16 protein-coding genes and 1 pseudogene are annotated in these 19569 nt (G+C 60.5%); 3 read left to right on the top strand and 14 right to left on the bottom strand.

Annotation, left to right across the window (positions count from 1 at the left end):
* Nucleotides 1–13 precede the first annotated feature (13 nt).
* From ACQVLG_RS13745 to ACQVLG_RS13680, 14 genes and pseudogenes are all read right to left on the bottom strand, one after another.
* Entirely contained in the window at nt 14–661 is a 648-nt protein-coding gene (locus ACQVLG_RS13745) for a hypothetical protein (protein WP_474295096.1), read from the bottom strand.
* A gap of 100 nt (nt 662–761) precedes the next feature.
* Nucleotides 762–1028: a PAAR domain-containing protein gene (locus tag ACQVLG_RS13740; RefSeq protein WP_474295094.1), complete on the bottom strand. Its 267-nt coding sequence runs from the start codon at nt 1026–1028 to the stop codon at nt 762–764.
* A gap of 13 nt (nt 1029–1041) precedes the next feature.
* Nucleotides 1042–2658, bottom strand: coding sequence for a type VI lipase adapter Tla3 domain-containing protein (locus ACQVLG_RS13735; RefSeq protein ID WP_474295092.1), 1617 nt, complete (start codon nt 2656–2658; stop codon nt 1042–1044).
* A gap of 89 nt (nt 2659–2747) precedes the next feature.
* Nucleotides 2748–3281 (bottom strand): effector protein Tle3 domain-containing protein, encoded by a 534-nt coding sequence (locus tag ACQVLG_RS13730; RefSeq protein ID WP_474295644.1) that lies wholly within the window; start codon nt 3279–3281, stop codon nt 2748–2750.
* A 699-nt stretch (nt 3282–3980) separates the two neighbouring features.
* Nucleotides 3981–5002 (bottom strand): annotated as a pseudogene (locus ACQVLG_RS13725) (T6SS effector phospholipase Tle3 domain-containing protein); the annotation flags it as partial.
* Nucleotides 5003–5020: 18 nt separating this feature from the next.
* Nucleotides 5021–7816, bottom strand: a complete 2796-nt coding sequence (locus ACQVLG_RS13720) for a type VI secretion system Vgr family protein (RefSeq protein ID WP_474295090.1) — start codon at nt 7814–7816, stop codon at nt 5021–5023.
* Between the two features lie 81 nt (nt 7817–7897).
* A complete protein-coding gene (locus tag ACQVLG_RS13715; protein ID WP_474295088.1) occupies nt 7898–8761 on the bottom strand; it encodes a hypothetical protein in 864 nt (287 codons plus the stop codon).
* A gap of 78 nt (nt 8762–8839) precedes the next feature.
* Entirely contained in the window at nt 8840–9775 is a 936-nt protein-coding gene (locus ACQVLG_RS13710) for an extracellular catalytic domain type 1 short-chain-length polyhydroxyalkanoate depolymerase (RefSeq protein ID WP_474295086.1), read from the bottom strand.
* A 149-nt stretch (nt 9776–9924) separates the two neighbouring features.
* Entirely contained in the window at nt 9925–12132 is a 2208-nt protein-coding gene (locus ACQVLG_RS13705; protein WP_474295084.1) for a TonB-dependent receptor, read from the bottom strand.
* 147 nt (nt 12133–12279) lie between these two features.
* The gene (locus ACQVLG_RS13700; RefSeq protein ID WP_474295082.1) at nt 12280–13089 is read right to left on the bottom strand and encodes an alpha/beta fold hydrolase; all 810 of its coding nucleotides are present in this window, start codon (nt 13087–13089) and stop codon (nt 12280–12282) included.
* A 107-nt stretch (nt 13090–13196) separates the two neighbouring features.
* A complete protein-coding gene (locus tag ACQVLG_RS13695; RefSeq protein ID WP_474295080.1) occupies nt 13197–13844 on the bottom strand; it encodes a TetR/AcrR family transcriptional regulator in 648 nt (215 codons plus the stop codon).
* Between the two features lie 107 nt (nt 13845–13951).
* Nucleotides 13952–14908, bottom strand: coding sequence for a bifunctional helix-turn-helix transcriptional regulator/GNAT family N-acetyltransferase (locus ACQVLG_RS13690; protein ID WP_474295078.1), 957 nt, complete (start codon nt 14906–14908; stop codon nt 13952–13954).
* Nucleotides 14909–14979: 71 nt separating this feature from the next.
* Nucleotides 14980–15408 carry a hypothetical protein gene (locus tag ACQVLG_RS13685; protein WP_474295077.1) on the bottom strand — a complete coding sequence of 143 codons (429 nt, stop codon included), beginning with the start codon at nt 15406–15408 and terminating at the stop codon, nt 14980–14982.
* Nucleotides 15409–15474: 66 nt separating this feature from the next.
* Entirely contained in the window at nt 15475–17307 is a 1833-nt protein-coding gene (locus ACQVLG_RS13680) for a PKD domain-containing protein (RefSeq protein ID WP_474295075.1), read from the bottom strand.
* 451 nt (nt 17308–17758) lie between these two features.
* Here ACQVLG_RS13680 and ACQVLG_RS13675 point away from each other — a divergent pair, with 451 nt between their 5' ends.
* Genes ACQVLG_RS13675 through ACQVLG_RS13665 form a run of 3 tightly spaced genes read left to right on the top strand, consistent with a single transcriptional unit; the run spans nt 17759 to nt 19538 of the window.
* Nucleotides 17759–18253, top strand: coding sequence for a hypothetical protein (locus ACQVLG_RS13675; protein ID WP_474295074.1), 495 nt, complete (start codon nt 17759–17761; stop codon nt 18251–18253).
* 48 nt (nt 18254–18301) lie between these two features.
* Nucleotides 18302–18823, top strand: coding sequence for a DUF1993 domain-containing protein (locus ACQVLG_RS13670; RefSeq protein WP_474295072.1), 522 nt, complete (start codon nt 18302–18304; stop codon nt 18821–18823).
* Entirely contained in the window at nt 18807–19538 is a 732-nt protein-coding gene (locus ACQVLG_RS13665; protein WP_474295070.1) for an Lcl C-terminal domain-containing protein, read from the top strand. The genes ACQVLG_RS13670 and ACQVLG_RS13665 overlap by 17 nt, the downstream gene beginning before the upstream one ends.
* The last annotated feature ends 31 nt before the right edge of the window (nt 19539–19569 follow it).

Below are 19569 nucleotides of genomic sequence, written 5' to 3'. Positions count from 1 at the left end.
GAGGGAGCGCAGCTTACAGCACTGGCGGGCAAGTCACATTCCAGGCGTCATACTGGGCGCCGCTCTTGCGCAGCCAGACGCGGGCGTAGCTGTCGCGGTCGCTCTTGAACACGAGCGCATAGCGCTCTTCGGCGCGCGGGGCGGCGGCGCCCACGTCGACGGCCGCCAGCGTAAATTTCAGCGCCCGTAGCGGCGCGCAGGCCGTGTTACCCGCCATCAATAATCGCGCCCGCTCCAGCAGCGGCTTCTGGTACAGCAACACGCCTTCCAGTTCCACATCGGGAATCCGTTGCAGCATGCGCACGGGTTCGGCCACCGCGCGGCAGGTGCCACGGTCGAGCCAGGCGTAATACTCCATGCCCGCCTCCTGCCAGCGCGCCTGCTTGCCTTCGCCGTGCAGCACGAACTTGGTGCGCTGCGTCCGGCACAGCGCGCCATGACCGCGATACGGCGGCGTTTCCACGCTGCCCACCACTTCGCTGCCACGTCCCCCCACGATGGGCACGCTTTCGAACACGGTGCGCGCAGCCGGTTCGCCCGGATATTGCTGCGCATAAAAATCCAGCAAGGACGCACGCTGCGGCGCATCCACCGCCACCGCCTCGGCGGCACTGGCGGAGATGCAGACGGCCGATACGGTAAAAAGCGCGACAGAGCGCATGAAATATCCTGGCATGGCATTCCTTCAATCGACGTTCAGGGGCGGGTATCGCCCAAGCGCCGATTATATAGTTACCAGGAAATGCCAGGCGGACAGGCTGTCAGGAGGTCCGGAAGTTGACGCCGCCAGCCAACAGCCTGGCGCCGCAAGTGGTGGTATCGCCTTCGAAGGCGATAGCGATGCCGTTGATGTTATGCCGGGACGAGCCGCTGGCAATCTTGCAGCCTTGATGTCCCTTGATGGGGCAGCTGCACAAGTCCCCGACACAGGCGACAGCAATACCATTGACCGTAAAGTGCGTGGCGGCACAACTGAGCACCTTGCCGCCATGCGAGGTGGAATCGCCCAAGCGGATGACTTTGCGCATGCTGCCTCCAGAATTATTGCCCAGCCTGACTTTCCAGGATGGCTTCCACCGATGGCGCCGCGTAGTTGGCCGGATCGACGGCCGGCGTGATGCGGCTGCGGAAGATGTCGCCATTGGCATCCTGCTGCTGGCGTTTGGCATCCGATGGCGGTGTAATAAAAATGATGCTGGCCTCATTGCTGTCGCGTAAATTAATCGCCGCACTGGCGCCTCCATCGCGATAGCTTCCCATCACGCCGATCGCCATCTGCATGAACCACGTGGCCGCGCCCGTGTTGCCCAGGCGAAGATCGGTATTGATGAACTGCGCGCTCTTGCTACTGTCGATTTCGGGGCCGCCCTGTGCCGCATAGTCATGCAGCATGCTTTCCAACATCAGCGACTGTTCCGGCTGGTTTCCCGTACCGGCCACGATACGCGAAGGCCCCTTGCCGCGCTCGGCTTCCGGCAAGGTCTGCAGCGCCTGCTGCCAGCCTGCATTGAATATCTTCTGGCGCGCATCGCGCCGCGTGACGGGCTTGCCTTCCTCATCCGCGAACTTGACGAACACGGGCCTGTGCACGAATCCAAACGAAGGCAGGCGGTCGAAGGTTTCCATCTGTTCCCGGTTCCACGGAATGGGAAACCACGGCGTCGGCTTCCAGTCGCGCGGCGGACGATTTTCCCAGGGATTGAGCTTGTCGAAGGTATGCAAGCCCACGCCACGGATATCGGGCCGCTGGGCGAAAGCGGCGGCAGCGGCGAGCCATTCGGCGACGGTGGGTTGACGCTCGCTGAAGGCTTCAGGTCGCAGCTGTTTCGCGCGTGAAGGCAACGACTGCATGACGTTGTAATACATGGCCCGCAGTTTTTCTTGGACGAATTTATTCTCCGGGTCATCCCATACAAAAGGACGCAACGGTTCTATTCGTTCGCGGCGTGCCAGGATGAACACCGCCGTGGCATCAGGCATATCCGGAATGAAATACCCGTTTACCAATTTTCTTGCAGTTCCTGGCTTCCGGTTGCCATCCCGCGTGCCAACGCTATCCTCGGAGTGTAAGGCGACGTAAGGTACGTCAGGATGCTTATCGAAAAAATCAAACACATCAATCAGCAATTGGTCGGGATGTTCATCCAGCTTCCAGGAAGCCACGGAAAATAGATGCAAGGGCATGCCCCCCGTACCAGCGCCAGCCACAAGTCCCGCCATCGGCTCTATCAAGCTCGGTTGTGCAGTCGGGTCAAGAATGGGCGTTCCAGCATAAAACGAAGGCAGGTTCCAATACATCGGAGTGAAATTGATGCCATTTTCCAGTGCATCGTAGGCTCTGCTACCACCGTCGCCATCCTTGTCATTACCCGTCCAGGGATACTTCTTGGGATCTTGTTCGCGTATGCTCGTGTAAGGACTTCCTTTTTGCAAGGCTCCCCACAATTTACCCTGCCGATACTTGTCCAGCGTCACACCCAATCCGATCACTTCCAGCACATACTCTTGCCGTGGCTCCACCGGTTTCCTTGGCTGTTTTTCCTGGACCTGTAATGCAATTTCACGCGCCTGGCTCTTCGACAAAGCACCTAGCCATAACACGCCAAAAAATAAAATTACAATAACTATTGATATTCCCAACCAACGAAGCGTCATCATAGCTTTCACCTTTTTGGTCTACTATTCAGGAGAAAAGATCATCGGTCCAAACAAGTTTTTCGACGAGTCCTAGACCATCCAATTATTTTTCAGTCACTATCTTCATGTCTTTTGTTTGTGACACAACGATCTTCCATAAAGCACCCGATAAACAATGGAAGTCCTGCGGGCAGAATTCCAGTGTTGTAATAGTCCATACCGCCATTGATCGCAGCACTTCTCCATGCAGGTTCTACGGATAAATATGCTGCAAAATCAGATAAGAATTTTTCCTTTATCAGCATTCCTTTACGCCCTTTATCATTAGTCTTCAAATCCTTCACTCGCCAATCCGCCACAGCACATAAGTACTCGTAGAACTGCGGATCAGAGCTGGCCTTGCCACTACCTATGGCAACGTCATACGCCGTCACCTGGCTATGATTCTTCACGTTGCCAATAATCGAACTGTGAAAGGACTTGGCACTGACCTCGTGTTGCCAACGCAGACGTGCTTCGTTAGGGCTTTCCTGGATATTTGCCCATACATTGCCTTTCTTGTCCCTCGTCGCAGAAATCACCTTGCGTTGTGCCAACGGGCCTTTGTCATCCAGCTTCTGTTCCTTGTTATAGGCCACCGTCATCTTTTGTAACTCGGTTTCGCGTAAGGCCTCAACACTCTCCGGAAACTTGCGATAACCAGAAGGATCCGGACGCTCTTCCGATTTACTGATCAGGCCGCGACCGCTGGCAATTGCCGTTGCCGCGTCATTAGGATCCACCGCTTCCGTCGGCCCCTCATCCTTCTTCGCTCTACCATGCATTATTGAATCGCGGGGTATGTCTGCCGGGTCAATTTGCGAGGTGCCGCGCAGGTCTGCAGGAACAGGCTTGCGCAATGCTTCACCAGTAATTGTGCGTATACCGTTTCGCTGCTCGACAGGTTTCAGCTTGGTCTTGATGGGCCATGCGACTGCCTTGTGCGTACCCCGGTTGCCGCGTACAGATGCCTCCACATGTGCATGTTCGTCTTCTTTTTCCAGGCACAATGGGTAATCATGGGGTGGTGGCATGCCGACAAGAGACACTGCCTTCTTTCCAGTGCCTGGATCGAGACGTATCTTGTTACTGAACACCCGTTGATAAAACCTGGTTCCCAATTCGGAGAGTGCTTTTCGTACTTGTTCAGTACCCCGATTATGAAAGCGACCAGTGGAGTAATTTCTTCCTCCATAAGCATAAATTTCCTCTTCGGACTTCACCTCGGTTCCTGTTACAAAATCGGGTACGCCATCCCAGCCAATTCCCTGAATGTTATCGAGCGCCACAGTCATGTCTTCGGGACAAAAATACAGATATACTTTCCTGCGGTTATCTCGATCCGCTACATTGCTCCAACTGGCGCCGACCATACCGCGATGCTGATCACCATTCAACTCCGTAAATAACGGAACGCAGGGTTGTCCATTCCCTTTCGCTACCCCAGCAACAATATTGACAAGCGTCTGCAGGCGCGCGGCCAGCGTCTGAACACCGTCGAGTAGATGATAGTGCGCCCGCATCGCCGCATCCTCGCCACCATCGAGTCCGCTCGCCTTCCTCAGCAGAAAGGGAATATTTTCCACCAGGCTGTATGGCGGATGCGTGAGTATCAAATTATCGGCCGGCGCCGCCCCTTTTCCATCAGCATGGCTTGCGCCAGCAGCGACAGCAGACAGCCCTGGCTGTGCGCAACAATGCTGACAGTATCCTGGGCGTCGTAATCGCGGATCATGGAAATCAGTGCTGCCAGGCGCTGGGCCGCCAGCACCATATACATGCGGCCAGGCGCCGTCTTCAGCGGACGCAAGGCATCACCCATGGGATCGGCAGGTGCATAAATACCCCTGCGCCACATGTCGGGCAAACTGCTGGTGGCGTTGCCGAACGGCCCGCCTTCCTTGGACAGATCCTTGTCCAGCCGGTTGCCGTAACGGTCGACGAACTGACCATGGATGGTAGTCGTCTTACCTTCAACTTCGCGGTAGCCCCAGTAAAACGGAATCACGGGGCTGTTGGTATCCTTGGCGATCGTGCGCTTGAAAAAGACGGCGTCGGGATCATCTTCCAGCTTGTCCTTATCCGCCGCCACGGGCATGCGGTAAGAAGCTGGCGTAAAGCCGCGCCCCAGCCTTTGCGTCAATCCCTCGCACAGTCCATCTTCCACCGCCTTGTAGCTGACGCCCACATCGTTGACGCCGTGAATAACGATGATATTGCCCGGCAGGTTGCGGCGTATTTTTACCTTCTTGCAGACGGTGCGTTCGCAATGCAGGAGCGTCACGTCTTCTCCCACCACGTACGGCACTTTCGGATAGCTGCCCATCGCACTCTCCTGGCGTCATCAATCCTTGTTGTTGAACACTTCGATGGCGGCCAGGTGCATGGCCGCGCGCTCCAGTACCTCCGTCTTGCCGTCCCCGTCGCTGCGGCCATCGGCCGACGAGCCATCCTCCAGCTTCACGGCAAAGTGGGCTTGCGGCGCCAGCTGGGGAGCTGGCGGCACGCCATCGGCGGGACTGTCGTCGCCCTCATATTGAAAAATGAATTGCTGATCGGCCTTGCCCTCGGCAAAGCTTGGCAATTGCACTGCCATGCTCTGCGGGTCATTGAAGACGAAATTGGGCGCATTGAAGTTCAGCGGCGACTTGCTGCCAAAGGTGATGCCGTCGCCGATGCGGATGAACGCGCCATGCTTGGAAATCAGCACGATTTCATCGGCCATGCCCGTCAGCTTTCCCTCGCTGGCGGTGAGCTTCAAATTTTTCGCCGCGTTAAGGTCCATGTCGTCATGCTGGCTTTGCAGCAAGAACTTGCCATGGTGGGCGATGGCGCGGATGCCATCCGCATGGGCAAACAGCGAGATGCCCTTGCCCGCGTTCACGCTGTAGCGCTGGCCCGCCACCGCTTGCAGATGCTGCTGCGCCACCGTATCGATATTGCTGACGGCATAGCTGACGATGGCCTTCGAACTGGCAAAGCTGATGCCGGCAGGCGCCGTGACGGCAATCGCCGCCGCACCGCCCAGCTCGGCACGGGGCTGCGTATTGCTGCCACCTTCCCAGCTTTTCAAGCTGTGCTGCAGCTCTTGCTGCGCTTCATCCGCATTCTCCAGTGCCTGATGCGTGGCAGCATAACTGCCCAGCGAGCGAAACAATTCCAGGCAATTTTCCATCAGCCCCAGATATTCGCTGCGCGCCATGTGCCCGCCGTCGCCATTCAGGCGCTTCCAGGCGGAGAGCAGCATGCCCTTGCCCGCCCGCATCGCCAACTGCTCATCGGTGCGCAGCTCGGCGCCCTCGCCGCGCGCCTCGCCCTGGCCATTGCGCCGGTCCTGCGTCAGCCAGCCCAGGTTGAGCTGGCTGGAACCGTGATCGCTGGCAAGCTGGGCATTGATTTGCCCCTGCACATCGTCAAAGCGCAGCTGGTTGCCACGCGTGCCCTTGATCTCGCGGCTCTTGATGCCGGACAAATAGCGGTTTCCCGGCAAGTCGCCCGCCTTGCTCAAGGCAATCGGCAACGCGCTGTGGTTGTACAGCTGCCCCACGATGATGGGCCGGTCCGGGTCGCCGCCCAGGAAAGCCAGCAAGACTTCGCTGCCCACGCGGGGCAAGCCCAGATAGCCGCATTGCTGCATGCTGCCAGGTCCGTTGCCCGCCCAGCTGGACGCGACTCTTACCCAGGCCGAATCGGCATCCGTGTCGGAGGCGCCCGTGCCGCCTGCATGCTCATGGTCCAGCTTGCGCGTGGAGGGAAAGCGCACCTTGACCCGGCCCATGGCGTCGCAATGAACTTCTTCATTCGCCGGCCCCACCACCACGGCGCTCTGCATGGCGACATGCGGCAAATCGCTACGCGTGTCATAGGCGGGGACGATGGCCACGCCGCGCCGCACGGCGCTCAGCTCGATATGCATGCGCAAGGGGCCATCGTCCACCGCCGTCGCCAGCTCGCGCTGCAGCAACGCCGTGCCATCGGCCAGCCAGCGGTTGCGCGCAAACAGACGCGCGACCCTGGCAGCCAGTTCCCTGGGTAAATTATTCTGCGCCGCCACCTGCAGCGCCGTCACGACAAAATCGCGCTCGGCCGGCGGAAGTGCGTCGACGTCGGGATGCTCGGCCAGGCTAAAGTATTCGCCCGGACACAGGTCGCGCACGCTGCCCTCGGCATGAAAGCAATGGCTCTCGTAGTCATGCTGCTGCATGGCCAGCATGCCCAGCTGGCACAAGGCATCATGATCGCTCCCCGCTCGCGGCGGCAGCACGCGGTAATCATCGAGACTGGCGGCAATGGCGTTGCCATGCATGCCTTGCCGGCCCTGCCCCATGGCGTCGGCAGTCATGAACGGCCGCGCGCGTGGATGTTCCTCGTTCCAGCTATGCAGCGTTACTTTTCCCGCTTGCAACTTGCGGACTTCGTTCCACGACGTCAGGGTATCGCGCTGTTCCGTCGCGCGGTCCGCGTGATAGCGCACGGTATCGGCCATGTTTTTCCGCAAGCCATCGGCATGGTTGAACAGCACCAGGGTATGTGCCGGCTCGGCATGCGCATCCGCATTGCCTTGCGCGCGAAAAAACCAGGCGACGCCGCTTCGCTTGAGCAGGCGCCGCACGAAGGCCGCATCGGACTCATTGTGCTGCATGACAAATTCGCGTTGCGGATACGTCTGTGCTTCGAAGAAGTCGGCAAACGCATACTGGAAGGCATGCGCCAGCACGGTATTGCTGCGTATCCATTCGTCGAGCAAGGTCTTGACGATGTCGATATCCGTCAAACGCCGGAAGACGCGCGTATTGCAGCGCTTTTCCATGATGGCGAAGGCGTCCGTCAGTACCAGCTGGTAGCTGGCCAGCGCACCATCGCAGTCCCCCGCACTGGCTTGCGTGACGAGGCCGCAGATGCTGCGCAACTGGCCCTGGTCGGTAACAATGTCGATAGCGGCAGGCAAGGCAATCAAACCGCTGAGCGGCAAGTCCACATGCGTCGAGACGCACAGCACGCGGTACTCGATGCCGCCACAGATGGCCTCGCTTCCAGCGACGCGCTGCGGTATCAGCGCACCGGCCGGTACCTTGGGAGAGACACCCAGGCGCAGGCGCAAGGGACGTTCGCCACCCGATATCGACTCATCACCGTCCATGGCGCTCTCCTCATTCGCACTTGCATCTAGTCAAGCTGGAGAACCGACAATGCCATGGGATAGCAAGGAAATACTTGATATTTAGTAAGAATCTGTCTTGCTGCTCAATACATCCATCAACAATTGCCGCTTCGCCAGCAAGGCGGGATCAAACGCCGTCCACTGCTGCAGCCGCAACGCATACGCGGGGGTCATCATCCAGCCGAACACTTCCGCCTTGTCTTCCTCGGGGCCGTAGGCGGCGTACAGGCTCACCAGCCCGGGCTGCGGGTGGCCCAGGTTCTGGAAACCCTTGCCGTAGGCCGTGGCGCCGCCCTGGCCATAGGCTGTGCCGGGCGGGTTCAGGGCCAGCCAGGCGGGGTCGCGGTAATAGAAATCGTCGAACAGCCGGTATTCGATGAAGTGGTAATACTCGTGGTGCACGCGCAGCTCCATGCCGGATGGACACAGGGCGGCCAGCAGGTTGTCGGCGTAGACGACGCTGTCGATTTCCGGCGCCGGCATGGCCAGGCGGCGCTGGCCTTCCACGCTCAAGTCCTTCACCAGCACGACGTGGCGCAAGCCCGTGCGCGCGAAGACGCCGGCCGGGTAGCGCTCCATGGCCGGCAAGACGATGCTGAGCAACAATTGCAGCCCGGCGCGGTCCTGCGCCGAGTCCGTAAAGGCGTGCGCCTCGCTGCCGGGCATGGCCAGGGTCCAGGCGGGTGAAAGTTGCATTGCCGCCAGGCGCGCCGTGGCGATGGCCTGCAGTTGCGCCACGCTGGCGTCCTGTGACGCGACGGGTGCATAACGCACGTCCCAGTCGCACTCGCTGCGCATGCTGTCTTGCTGGGCGGCACGCTCGAACGCTTGCGTGTAGGCAGCCGACAGCGCGGACGGAACGACATTGGCGCAAGCGGACAGCAGCACGGCGGCAAGACAGGACGGCAAACGGCAAGCAGGCATGGGATCTTTCGCAGGTATAAAAAATGGGGCGCAATTGCTGCTGCGCCCATTGTACAAGCTGTAAATTGCCTTACTGCATCAGCGCTGGTAATTCTTGAAGAAATTCCAGCTGATCACGGTGGCGTCCGGGCCCAGCTCATCGCTGAATGGCCAGCCCGGTGGGCCGCCGCTCCACGCGTGGTTCATGCCCTCGACCGTGTACTTTTGCGCGATGACGGCGCCGTTGTGCAGATACGTATCGATGGAATAGCTGCGGCCGTACGGCACCGTCTGGCGCACGATGCTGTCCGCACGGTAGCGCACACTGTCATTGTCGAGGCCATCGTCGCCATAATCGCTGGTCTGCAGGAATTGTTCGATGGTTTGTTCGCCGTTGACGGGGTTGACGACGATGTCGGAAGTACCGTGGAACACCATCGTCGGCATCAGCCGGCGCGGCGAACCGGAGCAGCGCCAGGCATCCTTGCCCCGTACTTTCGGGTCGAAGGAACTGCCGTTGAACAGCGAATCGGCGGCCGTGACCATGCCGGTGGCGCCCTTGTACATGCCGCCCGAATGCACCATCACGGCGGCGAACACATCGGAGTAACAGGCGGCCATGATGGAGGCCATGGCGCCGCCGGCCGAGATGCCCGTCACGTACACGCGGCTGTCCTGCACCGCGTAGTTATTCTTGACCTTGTTCAAGATGCCCATCAGCACGGCCGGCTCGCCCGTGCCCCGCTCCTGGTTCAGCGGCAACATGAAATTCCAGCAGCGCATGGGGTTGGCCGTGACGTTCTGGCGCGGATAGACGACGATGAAATTTTCGCTGTCGGCCAGTTGGTTGTAACGGCTGACGGCGGCCATGCTGTTCGGCTCGGAACCGCAGCCGTGCAGCATCAGCACGACGGGCAGCGGCGTGTTCGGATTGTAATTGCTCGGCAGCCAGACCTGGTATTCACGCGAGCCCCACAGGCTCGCGTACAGGCCGAAGTCCCACTGCCCGGCTGTGGCCGGCAGCGCGGCCAGCAAGCCGCAGGCGGCGATGAATGCAGATAAGAATTGAATTGACGCAGTTGTTGATGCAGATGTGCCATGCCAGTCTCCTGATTATTATTAAGGACGAAAACAGCGACAACGACCCGGCTTGACGCCCGTCAAGCCGGCACTTCTACCACCCCTTAAAATTTGTAGCCAGCCTTGGCGATGATCTGGCGCGGCGGACCATAGAAACCGTCGAGGATGAACACGGCCGGAATATTGTAGCCATCCGTGCGGTAGCGCTTGTTGCCCAGGTTGCTGCCATGCAAGCTGAACGTCCAGTTCTTCGGCGCTTCCCACACGACGCCGGCCGTCCAGATGCTGTAGCCGCCCTGCGCCAGGGTTTCGCTCAAGTCCGTGGTCGGGTAGACCTTGCTGCGGTAGCCATAGCCGACCATGCTGCGCAAGGCGCCGCCGAACACGTCGCGGTCCGTGCGCGTCACATTCAAGCCCACTTGCCGGGCTGGCGTGTTGCTGAACTTTTGCGTATCCGCAATGTTCTTGCCGCCGCTCATGAACTCGTCATAGTTGGCATCGAGCAAGGCCAGGAAACCGTTGACTTCCCACTGGCGGTTGGGCCGCCACGAGAATTCGAACTCCGCGCCCTTCACCGTCGCCTTGCCCGCATTCGTGAAGTCGCCATAGAAGCCCGGCACGCCGCCCGGCTGCACGTAGCTGGTGAAGACGGACAATTGAATATCCTTGTAGCGGTTGTAGAACAGGGCCACGTTGGCGTCGAAGGTGTCGTCGGGCGCCGCGTACTTCATGCCCACTTCCAGCGCGTCGAGTTTTTCATCCTTGTATGGGCGCGCGGAATCGGGCACCACCAGGTTGTTGGCGCGCACGTTGTAGCCGCCCGACTTGAAGCCGCGCGACAGGTTGCTGTAGAAATTCGTCGTCTTCGACGCTTCATAGCGCACGGAAATTTTCGGCGAAGTATTGCTCACCGACAAGGACTTGTCGAAGTCGGCCGCCGTCTGGATGGGCCGCGTGAAGCCCACGTCGGCAAAAGAGCGGTTGAGCACGATGGCGCGCTTTTCCTCGCGCGTGTGGCGCAAGCCCGCATTGATGCTCCACACCTTGCCCAGCGGCCAGGTCCAGTCCGTGTACAGCGCCGTGCTGTCCGTTTCCACCGTGCTGACGGCGGCCGTGAACTGGCGCCCCAGGAAGTTGTTGTAGATGCCGCCGCCCGCCGTGCCTTCGAAGCGGTACAGGCCGATCACGCCGGCGCCGTAGTCGCCGCTGTACGAGGCCTGCAATTCCAGGCTTTTCTGTTCGTCGCGCGAGTCGCCGAACACGTCGGCAATCGGTTGCGGCAAGCCGTCGAAGTCGATGGTTTGCTCGGAGGTGCTGCGCCGCTTGGCGCCGATCACTTTCACCGACCAGTCGTTCGACAAGGTGTAATTGGCCACCAGCGAGCCGCCCCGGTTGTGCGTGAAGTTGTTGCCAGGCATGCCGCTCTGGATGTCATACGCATCCGTGCTGGCCGGCCGCTTGAGCGGATCGAAGGCGCTCACGCCCATGCGCTGGAAGCCGCGCACCCCCGACTTGTCGTCCGTGGCGTCCAGGCTCAGCACGACGGTCAAAGGGATATCTTGCGGAAAGTAGCCGACGGACAGGCGTGCGGCCGTGCTGTCCTGGTCGCTGACCTGTTCGCCATTGAAGGTGTTGCGGCCGAAACCGTCGCGGTCCAGCTTGGCAGCGGCCAGGCGCGCGCGCCAGGTGCCGCTCTCGTTGGCCACATTGAAGGCGGCCTTGAAGTTGCGCTGATTGTAATTGCCGATGCCCACTTCCGCCGAAGCGCCGTTTTCCTTCGCCAGGGGGCGCGAAATGTACTTGATGGCGCCGCCGATGGTGTTCTTGCCATACAAGGTGCCTTGCGGGCCGCGCAGCACTTCGATGCGTTGCACGTCGAACACGTCGAGCAGCGCGCCTTGCGGACGCGCCATGTAGACGTCGTCGAAATAAATGCCCACGCCCGGGTCCACGCCCCAGACGGGGTCGGCCTGGCCCACGCCCCGAATGAAGGCCGTCAAGGTGGTGTTGGTGCCGCGCGAGGCGTACACGGTCAGGTTCGGCACGCGCTCCTGCAAGTCGGCCAGGTTCTGGATATTCGCCCGCTCCAGGGCCTTGGCGGAAAACGCCGTGACGGCCAGCGGCACGTCCTGCAGCCGCTCTTCGCGGCGGCGGGCGGAAACGGTGACGGTTTCCATGCGTTCTTTCGCATCGCTGGCCTCGCTGGCGCTTTGGGCGCTGGCGGCGGCTTCCTGCGCCAGGGCCAGGGTGGAAAAGCTGAAGGCGCCGGCAACGGCGAGGGCGGCGGGCATCAATTTCAAAGCAAGTTTCATAGCGTCTCCAATGTCAGGCTTGCTTACCACCAGGGAAGACGGCCGGATTCCAGAATCGCAAGACGTAACGGTACCCGCGCGCGCAATGCGAGCACCTGCCCTGCGATGACTGTTTCCCGGCCTCTGCCCGTGCGGCGAGTGGCCTGTTTATTTTGAATGTGTGGCGAGGAAGGACTGCAACAAGGTATTCACACGCTGCGCCTGGTCCAGGGGCGTGGCATGGCGCGAGTTCGCGATAATCTCGATCTCGCACTGCTGAAACTGTGCGGCAAAGGCCCGCTTGCTGGCGACGGGCGTGTAATCCTGGTCCGCCGCCATGATGAAGACGGGCATGGCCAGGGCCTGGAAGTGAATATCGATATCCCAGTGGAAAATGGCATCGAGCGCGGCCAGGTAGGCGCGCTTGTCCATGCCCGCCATCTGCGTGGCGAAGCGCTCGACCAGCGCTTGCTGGGCCGGCTCGGGGAACAGTTTCTTGCCGATGATCTTGCCCATGGCTTTCAGGCCGAAGGTGGCGATCACCGTACGCCGCAGCCAGTAGGCAAACAGCAGCGACGCCGGCTTGCTGCCCTGGAACGGTTGCGAGTTGATCAGGCACAAACTGGCCACCCGGCCCGGCGCGCGGTTGGCCATTTCCAGGCCCACCATGCCGCCCAGCGAAAAGCCGACGATGTGCGCACGCGGCACGTCGAGCTGGTCCATCAAATTGAAAAGGTCGTTGGCGAAGTCGCCGATCTGCCAGTCGCCGTTGGGCGCGGGACTGGCGCCATGGCCGCGCAGGTCGGGCACGATCAAACGGTAGCTTGCGCCAAGCGCGTCGATCTGCGGGCGCCAGTCTGCGGCGCAGGATCCGAGGCCGTGCAGCAGGAAAATAGGCTCTGACTGCGCAGGCTCGCCCTGCTCCCTGCCCAAGTCGAGGTAATGCAATGGAACATCGGATGTCGTGTGACGCCGCATTCTGTCTCCTTGCTGTTGAACATGCTTTGTGTTCAGGTGCAGGAATATGTTTTCCTGCTGTTGGAAAACATAATACGGAATCCGAATTCCGATTTCAAGTTAAATCGCTAAATATCTGAAGTCAGGTAATTTAAAGCAACACGCACCAGTTCATCCTCGAGCGCAGCCGCCGACAAAAAGGACAGCGAGCCCGACAAAACGTGCTGGTTGAGGATGCCCAGCAGCACGGGCGGCACCACCATCATGGCCTGCGTGGGATTCGGGTGGCGGATGCTGGACGACTTGCTGGCCAGCACGGCGACCGTGCGCTGCGAAATCAGATGGTTAATCTGGTGCACCTTGTCGCGGAATTGCGCATCCTGCGAGCAGCGCGTGATCAGGGCGCGCAGCACGCCGCGCCGGCCCGTGTTGACGGCCACGAACATGGCCACCATGGCACGGATGAACGCTTCCAGGCTGCGCCCTTCCCACTGGCGCAGTTCCGTCAGGGTTTCGACCTTTTCCACCATATCGGAAAAAAAGCGCTGCAGCAGCAGGCGGCTCAAGGTGTCCTTGTCGCCCAACAAACGGTAAAACGTGCCCACCGAGGTTTCCGCCAGTTTTGCCAGGTCGGCCACGCCGATTTCATCGAAACGGTTTTCCGCCAGCAACTGTTCCCCCACCAGCAGCAAGCGCTCGAAGGCCAGCTTGCTGCGCGCCTGGGTGGGCTCGGGTGGAACGATCAACTGCGGGAAGGGCATCGGGAAGGAAGGCATGCGGCGTCGGCGTCTCTCGATAGTGGAACCACGGTTCCGTTATGGAAGCACGTATTGTAACGCGGGAGACGGCCGATGGGGAGCGCCGCGTGGCGCCCTCGCGTGTGCTACCTGCCCTGCCACTCCATGTAGACGTCGGCGCGCTGGTAATGGGCGTCGCCGGCCGGCCGCGCCACGTGGGTAAAACCGCTGCTTTCGTACAGGCGGATGGCGGGCGCCAGCTTGCTGTTCGATTCCAGGAACAGCAGTTGTGCGCCGCTGGCCTCGAAGGCGTCGAAGGCCCGCTCGATCAGCCGGCGCGCAATGCCCAGTCCCTGGCATTCGGGCGTGACGGCCATTTTCGACAGCTCGATGCTGGTGTCGCCGGCGCGGATCAGCGCGCACGTGCCGACGGTCTTGCCATCGAGGCGGGCGAGGAAAATCTGCCCGCCATCGTCGAGGATCGAGCGTTGCGGGTCGGACAGCACCTTGTCGTCCAGCGCCTCGACATAAAAGTAGCGCTCCAGCCAGGCGATATTCAGGCGCCTGAAGTCGGCCGCATACTGGGCGTCGTACGCGATAATCTCCACGGCGGCCCGTTCGCGCTGGCGCCGGCAAGCGGCGATCGTCTCGCCAAAGCCTTGCGACTGCAGGCGCGCTTCAGCCCGGTCCAGGCTGGCCATCAGCTGCGGCGTGCCCTGCTCGAAGACGGCGTCGACGGCCGCGCGCACGTCGTCCCACAGAGGCGCCATGTTGCGCAGCAGCGCCTGCCCGGCGTCGGACAGCGCCAGCAAGCGCCGCCGCTCATCCCTGGCGTCCGGCAGCTCCGCCACCATGCCGGCATCGAGCAGCTTGCGCCCCAGCTGCACCACCACCGGATGCGTCTGCCCGATCTGCGCGGCCAGGGCCGTGATCGCCGTCGGGCCGTTGTCGCGCAGCAGCAATAACAAGGGGAAACAGCGCGACGTCAGTTCGACGCCGGCGGCCACATAGCTGGTATCGACACCGGCATACAGTTGATCGGAAAGACGGCGCAGGCGGCTGGCCAGCATCAGGGAGCCGTAGGTTTGCAGGGTGGAAGACATGTTGAAAGGATATATGTAAGTAGTTACGTATGCACTAACGCAAATGAGCTTTCGGCGTCAAGCGTCAGCGTTTACTCCTCGTCATCGGCCAGCGCCGCTTGCAGCCTGGCCCGGAACACGGTCTCGACCACCTCCCCCAGTCCCGGCCACACCTGCGTCAGCCAGCGCCTGCCCTCCTCGCTCACCTCCACATACGGCGCGTCGTGCGTGGCGCAGGCCAGGCCAATCGCGATGACTTGCTCCGCCTCCTCCAGGCCGCCCGCGATCATGGCGTCGATGGGCAAGGCGATCAGCTCGGCGGTCAGATGCGGACGCAGCAGGCAGGCTGGGGCGATGATGGCGAACGATGCTTCCGCATAATTCCAGCAATTGGTGGGCCAGTGGGCGTTTTTCACATTTTCCAGGAAGACAGCATCACTGAGCGTTTCCGGATGGGCTTGCGCCTGCGCATAAAAGGCGGCCAGGGCGACGAGTTGGGGCGGGGAAGTCCAGGTGGGCATGGGAACACAGGCAAGAAGGGCTGGCGAATACGGGACCGAAGCCCGGCATTCGCCATATTACATCACTTAATTTGACGTGAAGTCTGCGTTATAAACGAAAGACTGGCCCGTTTCCGCCACAAAGAACTTGTACGTCAGTTTGGCAGTTGCGCCATTCGTCTTGGGCGACACCAGCGAGAAGGTGGCGCTGCTGCCGGCAGGAATGACCTGGCCCGACACCAGACCGACGATGGCTGGAACGACCTTGCCGGTACTGTCGACGGCCGTCACCTGGGTAATCATGAAGCTCGTCCCGGCGGCGGCCACCTTGAAGGTATCGACCGTAAAGTTGGCCGCACACGATCCCGAGCACGACTTATGTACCGTCGCATTGGCGAGGTAAGGCAAACCGGCCTTCGTGTCGACCGGACCGGCCCCATTGTCCTGCACCTGGTACAAATTGAGCAGATTCGGCGTCGCCGTCACCGCCATATTATCTTCGCTACTATTCACCGAGCCATCGTTGACGATTAATGTCGCGACATAACTGCCGGCCATATCTGCGAAAAATGTCGGCTGCGCGGCAGTCAGTGATGACAGCACGGCCGCGCTGCCAGCAGGCTTGCTCCTCAATTGCCAGCGGTATGTCAAGACATCGTGTTCCACATCCGTACTGCCAAGTCCCGTCAAACGCACGGTCGTTCCTGGCGCGACAAACTGATCTATGCCCGCATTGGCCCTCGGCTCCGCATTGGTCGAACTTGCAGTGGCAATAATGGTGGCGGTCGATGGCGCACTGTCGACCGTACCGTCATTGACGACAAGGCTGACGACATAGGTTCCCGGCACATTCGCCAAAAATCTGCTGACTGTCTGGCTGCGGTCCCATTCGCCGGGAAATGGCTGCAGCATGCTATTTGCAGGCACGGAGATGAACGTCCATTTATAACTGAGATTGTCGCCGTCCGCATCCGAACTGCCCCTGCCATCGAGGGTCACACCATACGCACTTGCCTGCACACGCTGATCCACCCCGGCATTCGCCACCGGGGCGGCATTCGTGGACGTCGCCGTAATCGTGACGCTCATTGAATCGCTCATTGTCGCTGCGTCCCACACACGCAACGTGGCGACATACGTGCCAGCCTTGTCGGCGATAAAAGAGGGGTTCACCAGCGTTGCGGACGACAACGTGGCAGTACTCCCCACAGGACGGTAAGTCAGGGTCCAGTAATACGTCAGGGCATCGCCATTCGCATCGGAACTTGCGCTGCCGTCGAGAATGACGGTGCTACCTTTAAGCACGTTCTGCGCCACGCCCGCATTGGCCAATGGCCGGACATTGCCGACAACCGCCGTCGTCGTCACGAAAGCCGGCGCACTATCCACCTTGCCATCATTGACAACTAGGCTCAGTTCATAGGCACCCGGCAAATCCACGTCGACATACGGACGCACGGAGTTTGCATCCACGATCCGTGCAGTACTGCCGGCCGGCTTCGATACCAGGCTCCATTTATAGGTGAGGATATCGCCATTCGCATCGCTGCTTGCGCTACCGTCCAACATGATGCCCATACCCGCAACGATGGTCATTGCATGCCCCGCGTTGGCGACCGGCGGTGCATTGGCTACCGATACGGTGATCGTGACCGAAGATAGCTCGCTGCTGATCTTGCCATCGTTGACCTGCAAGGTGGCCATGTAAGTGCCAGCCACATCAGCGGTAAAGGTCGGTTTCACGGCGGATAAGGAATCGAGGGCGGCGGCACTGGTGACGGGTTTGGAACTCATCACCCATTTATAGGTCAAGGCATCGCCATTGGCGTCGGAGCTGGTACTCGCATCCAGGGTCACAACGCTGCCAACCACCACGCTTTGGGTGGGCCCGGCTTGCGCGACTGGCTGCGTATTGACCACAGTAACGTGGGGGGGGCGCCACGACGCCGCCATTGTCCGCCGCATCATTGCTCCCGCCACCACAGGCCGACAAGGCAGCAAAAGCCAGCGCACAAAATAAAATTCTACTATTCACGTGATATTCCGATCAGGTTAATGATATTTCACTCGACCCGAATTATTCACGATAACTAAAAAATATGATAGGCAACAGCTGAATTGAACAGCATAAAATATCGTAATTCCAGCGCCGGATTCTTATTATCTATTTCAAGCAAAGAAAAATAATCGCATTGAAACCATCAACCGACTTTCATTTGTAACGATGAGTCGCCACAGCCAGTGAACAGTAAAGTCAATAAATAGAAGAACAAAGATGATTCATTTTCACCGAAAAGGAATCTGTCACTGTGAGTAAAATACGGGCACACAAGTCATAATGAGAGCCCATCGCGATCATTTCATTCATGCCATGCCAACTGCATTTGAACTCTGGAAAGCCGAATTATTAATTGTGGGCAATATCGTCCAGGATGACGACACGTCCACGCCGCCTCATGAAGCCCAGCGGCGCTTCCAGCGCTACTGCGCCATGCTCGATGCGCTGACGGGTAAGGAAGGCGCGCACTACGCGCTGGCCATTTTTCAGTCCGTGCAAGCCGAACACGACTACGGCGCCTACCAGACGGCCAACCGCGCCGCCTGGCGTTTCGGCGAGACAGCGTATTGCACGGCCCTGCTGCACGAACTGCCGCGCCTGATCGCCACCTTGCCCGACTGGGCCGGCGACTTTCTCGTCGGCATCGCCAATGGTGCCGGCACGCCCCACGCCTCAGCAATTAGCTGCTTCAACACCTTGCTGGCCACCGTGCCGCCCGCACAGCAGGCGCTGATCGCGGCGTTTATTGCCCAGGAAGAAGACGATGGCTGGTTCGAGCATTGCCCGGGCGTGCTGGGGCATCCGTAGGGGCCGCCTGCCTTTCCCCCTGTTCATATAACTACTTGAGGAATGTCAATGTCGGTCTACTCGATCACCGTCCCCTGCTTTGCACAGATGCTGCGCTCCCTGACGACGCTGTTAACTAAAGGCGAAGAACGCGCCCAGACGCTGGGTTTCGATCCGCAAAACCTGCTCGATGCACGGCTGGCGCCCGACATGCACACCCTGGCGCGGCAGGTGGAATTTACGTGCACGCAGGCGCAGGAAGCCGTGTGCCGCCTGACGCGGCAGACGCTGCCCCAGGTCGCCACGCCCGCCAGCATGACGGAAGCCAAGGCGCTGATCGAAGACACGCTAGCGATGCTCGCTGCGGCGGACCGCGCAGCGGTCGACGCGGGTGCAGAGCAGCAAGTGTCGATTACCCTGGCCGGCGGCTTGAGCTTCGACATGACGGGCCTGGAATACGCGCTCAACTGGGCCACGCCGCAGTTCTATTTTCACCTGGTGACGGCCTACAACATCCTGCGCCATAACGGCGTGCCGCTCGGCAAGGCCGAGTATGTACAACATATGTTTGCCTATGCACGCCAGGCATAACGACCTGGGCACCGCTGCCGGCGAGCGCTACGCGGGCATCATGCCTGGCCAGGACGGTGCCGCCGGCTACCAGCTATTCCTGCTGCCCGGCGAAGCCGATGCCCTGCCCTGGCAAGCCGCACTAGCCTGGGCCGCGGCGCGCGGCGCCTGTTTGCCGACGCGCAGCGAACTGGCCTTGCTGCACGCCAACCTGGGCCACGCCTTCCCGGATGCCTGGTACTGGTCGTCGGAAGCGGACGCCATCCTGCCCCGCATGGCCTGGAGCCACGATTTCGACAACGGCACCCAGTACAACTATCGCAAGACCTACGCCGGCCGCGCCTGCGCCGTGCGCCGCGCCGAACTGCCGCCAGCGGCCGCCGCGCCTGTCCCCTTGCGACAGGGCGAACGCTACGCCGGCCTGACCCTCGGCACGGATGGCGCGCCCGATTACCACCTGGTGCTGCTGCCGGACGAGTGCGAGCTGGAGAACCATTGCTGGCAAGCCGCATCCAACTGGGCCGCCGGCCTCGGCCATAGCCTGCCGGATCGGCGCGAGCAGACCTTGCTGTATGCGACCTTGAAAGACGCGTTCCGGCCCAACTGGCACTGGTCGAGCGAACCGGGCGACAGCGAGGACGAAGTCTGGTGCAAGGATTTCGACACGGGCGTTGCCTACCAGAATGCGCGCGCGTTTGACGGCTATGCGCGCTGCGTGCGCCGGGTGCTTGCTTAGTGCTTGTATAGTGCGCATTTGCTCAAGCGAG

This window comes from Janthinobacterium sp. TPC_1, assembly GCF_056037845.1.
The sequence above is the reverse complement of the archived record's forward strand: the minus strand, read 5'-3'. Positions and strand labels throughout refer to the sequence as shown.

What these genes read in the sequence shown, in the direction of transcription:
- ACQVLG_RS13695 (WP_474295080.1), bottom strand. Translation starts at nt 13,844, where the DNA reads ATGCCTTCCTTCCCGATGCCCTTCCCGCAGTTGATCGTTCCACCCGAG.
- ACQVLG_RS13715 (WP_474295088.1), bottom strand. Translation starts at nt 8,761, where the DNA reads ATGCCTGCTTGCCGTTTGCCGTCCTGTCTTGCCGCCGTGCTGCTGTCC.
- ACQVLG_RS13690 (WP_474295078.1), bottom strand. Translation starts at nt 14,908, where the DNA reads ATGTCTTCCACCCTGCAAACCTACGGCTCCCTGATGCTGGCCAGCCGC.
- ACQVLG_RS13730 (WP_474295644.1), bottom strand. Translation starts at nt 3,281, where the DNA reads ATGACGGTGGCCTATAACAAGGAACAGAAGCTGGATGACAAAGGCCCG.
- ACQVLG_RS13745 (WP_474295096.1), bottom strand. Translation starts at nt 661, where the DNA reads ATGCGCTCTGTCGCGCTTTTTACCGTATCGGCCGTCTGCATCTCCGCC.
- ACQVLG_RS13735 (WP_474295092.1), bottom strand. Translation starts at nt 2,658, where the DNA reads ATGATGACGCTTCGTTGGTTGGGAATATCAATAGTTATTGTAATTTTA.
- ACQVLG_RS13675 (WP_474295074.1), top strand. Translation starts at nt 17,759, where the DNA reads ATGCCAACTGCATTTGAACTCTGGAAAGCCGAATTATTAATTGTGGGC.
- ACQVLG_RS13705 (WP_474295084.1), bottom strand. Translation starts at nt 12,132, where the DNA reads ATGAAACTTGCTTTGAAATTGATGCCCGCCGCCCTCGCCGTTGCCGGC.
- ACQVLG_RS13665 (WP_474295070.1), top strand. Translation starts at nt 18,807, where the DNA reads ATGCACGCCAGGCATAACGACCTGGGCACCGCTGCCGGCGAGCGCTAC.
- ACQVLG_RS13700 (WP_474295082.1), bottom strand. Translation starts at nt 13,089, where the DNA reads ATGCGGCGTCACACGACATCCGATGTTCCATTGCATTACCTCGACTTG.
- ACQVLG_RS13720 (WP_474295090.1), bottom strand. Translation starts at nt 7,816, where the DNA reads ATGGACGGTGATGAGTCGATATCGGGTGGCGAACGTCCCTTGCGCCTG.
- ACQVLG_RS13740 (WP_474295094.1), bottom strand. Translation starts at nt 1,028, where the DNA reads ATGCGCAAAGTCATCCGCTTGGGCGATTCCACCTCGCATGGCGGCAAG.
- ACQVLG_RS13685 (WP_474295077.1), bottom strand. Translation starts at nt 15,408, where the DNA reads ATGCCCACCTGGACTTCCCCGCCCCAACTCGTCGCCCTGGCCGCCTTT.
- ACQVLG_RS13670 (WP_474295072.1), top strand. Translation starts at nt 18,302, where the DNA reads ATGTCGGTCTACTCGATCACCGTCCCCTGCTTTGCACAGATGCTGCGC.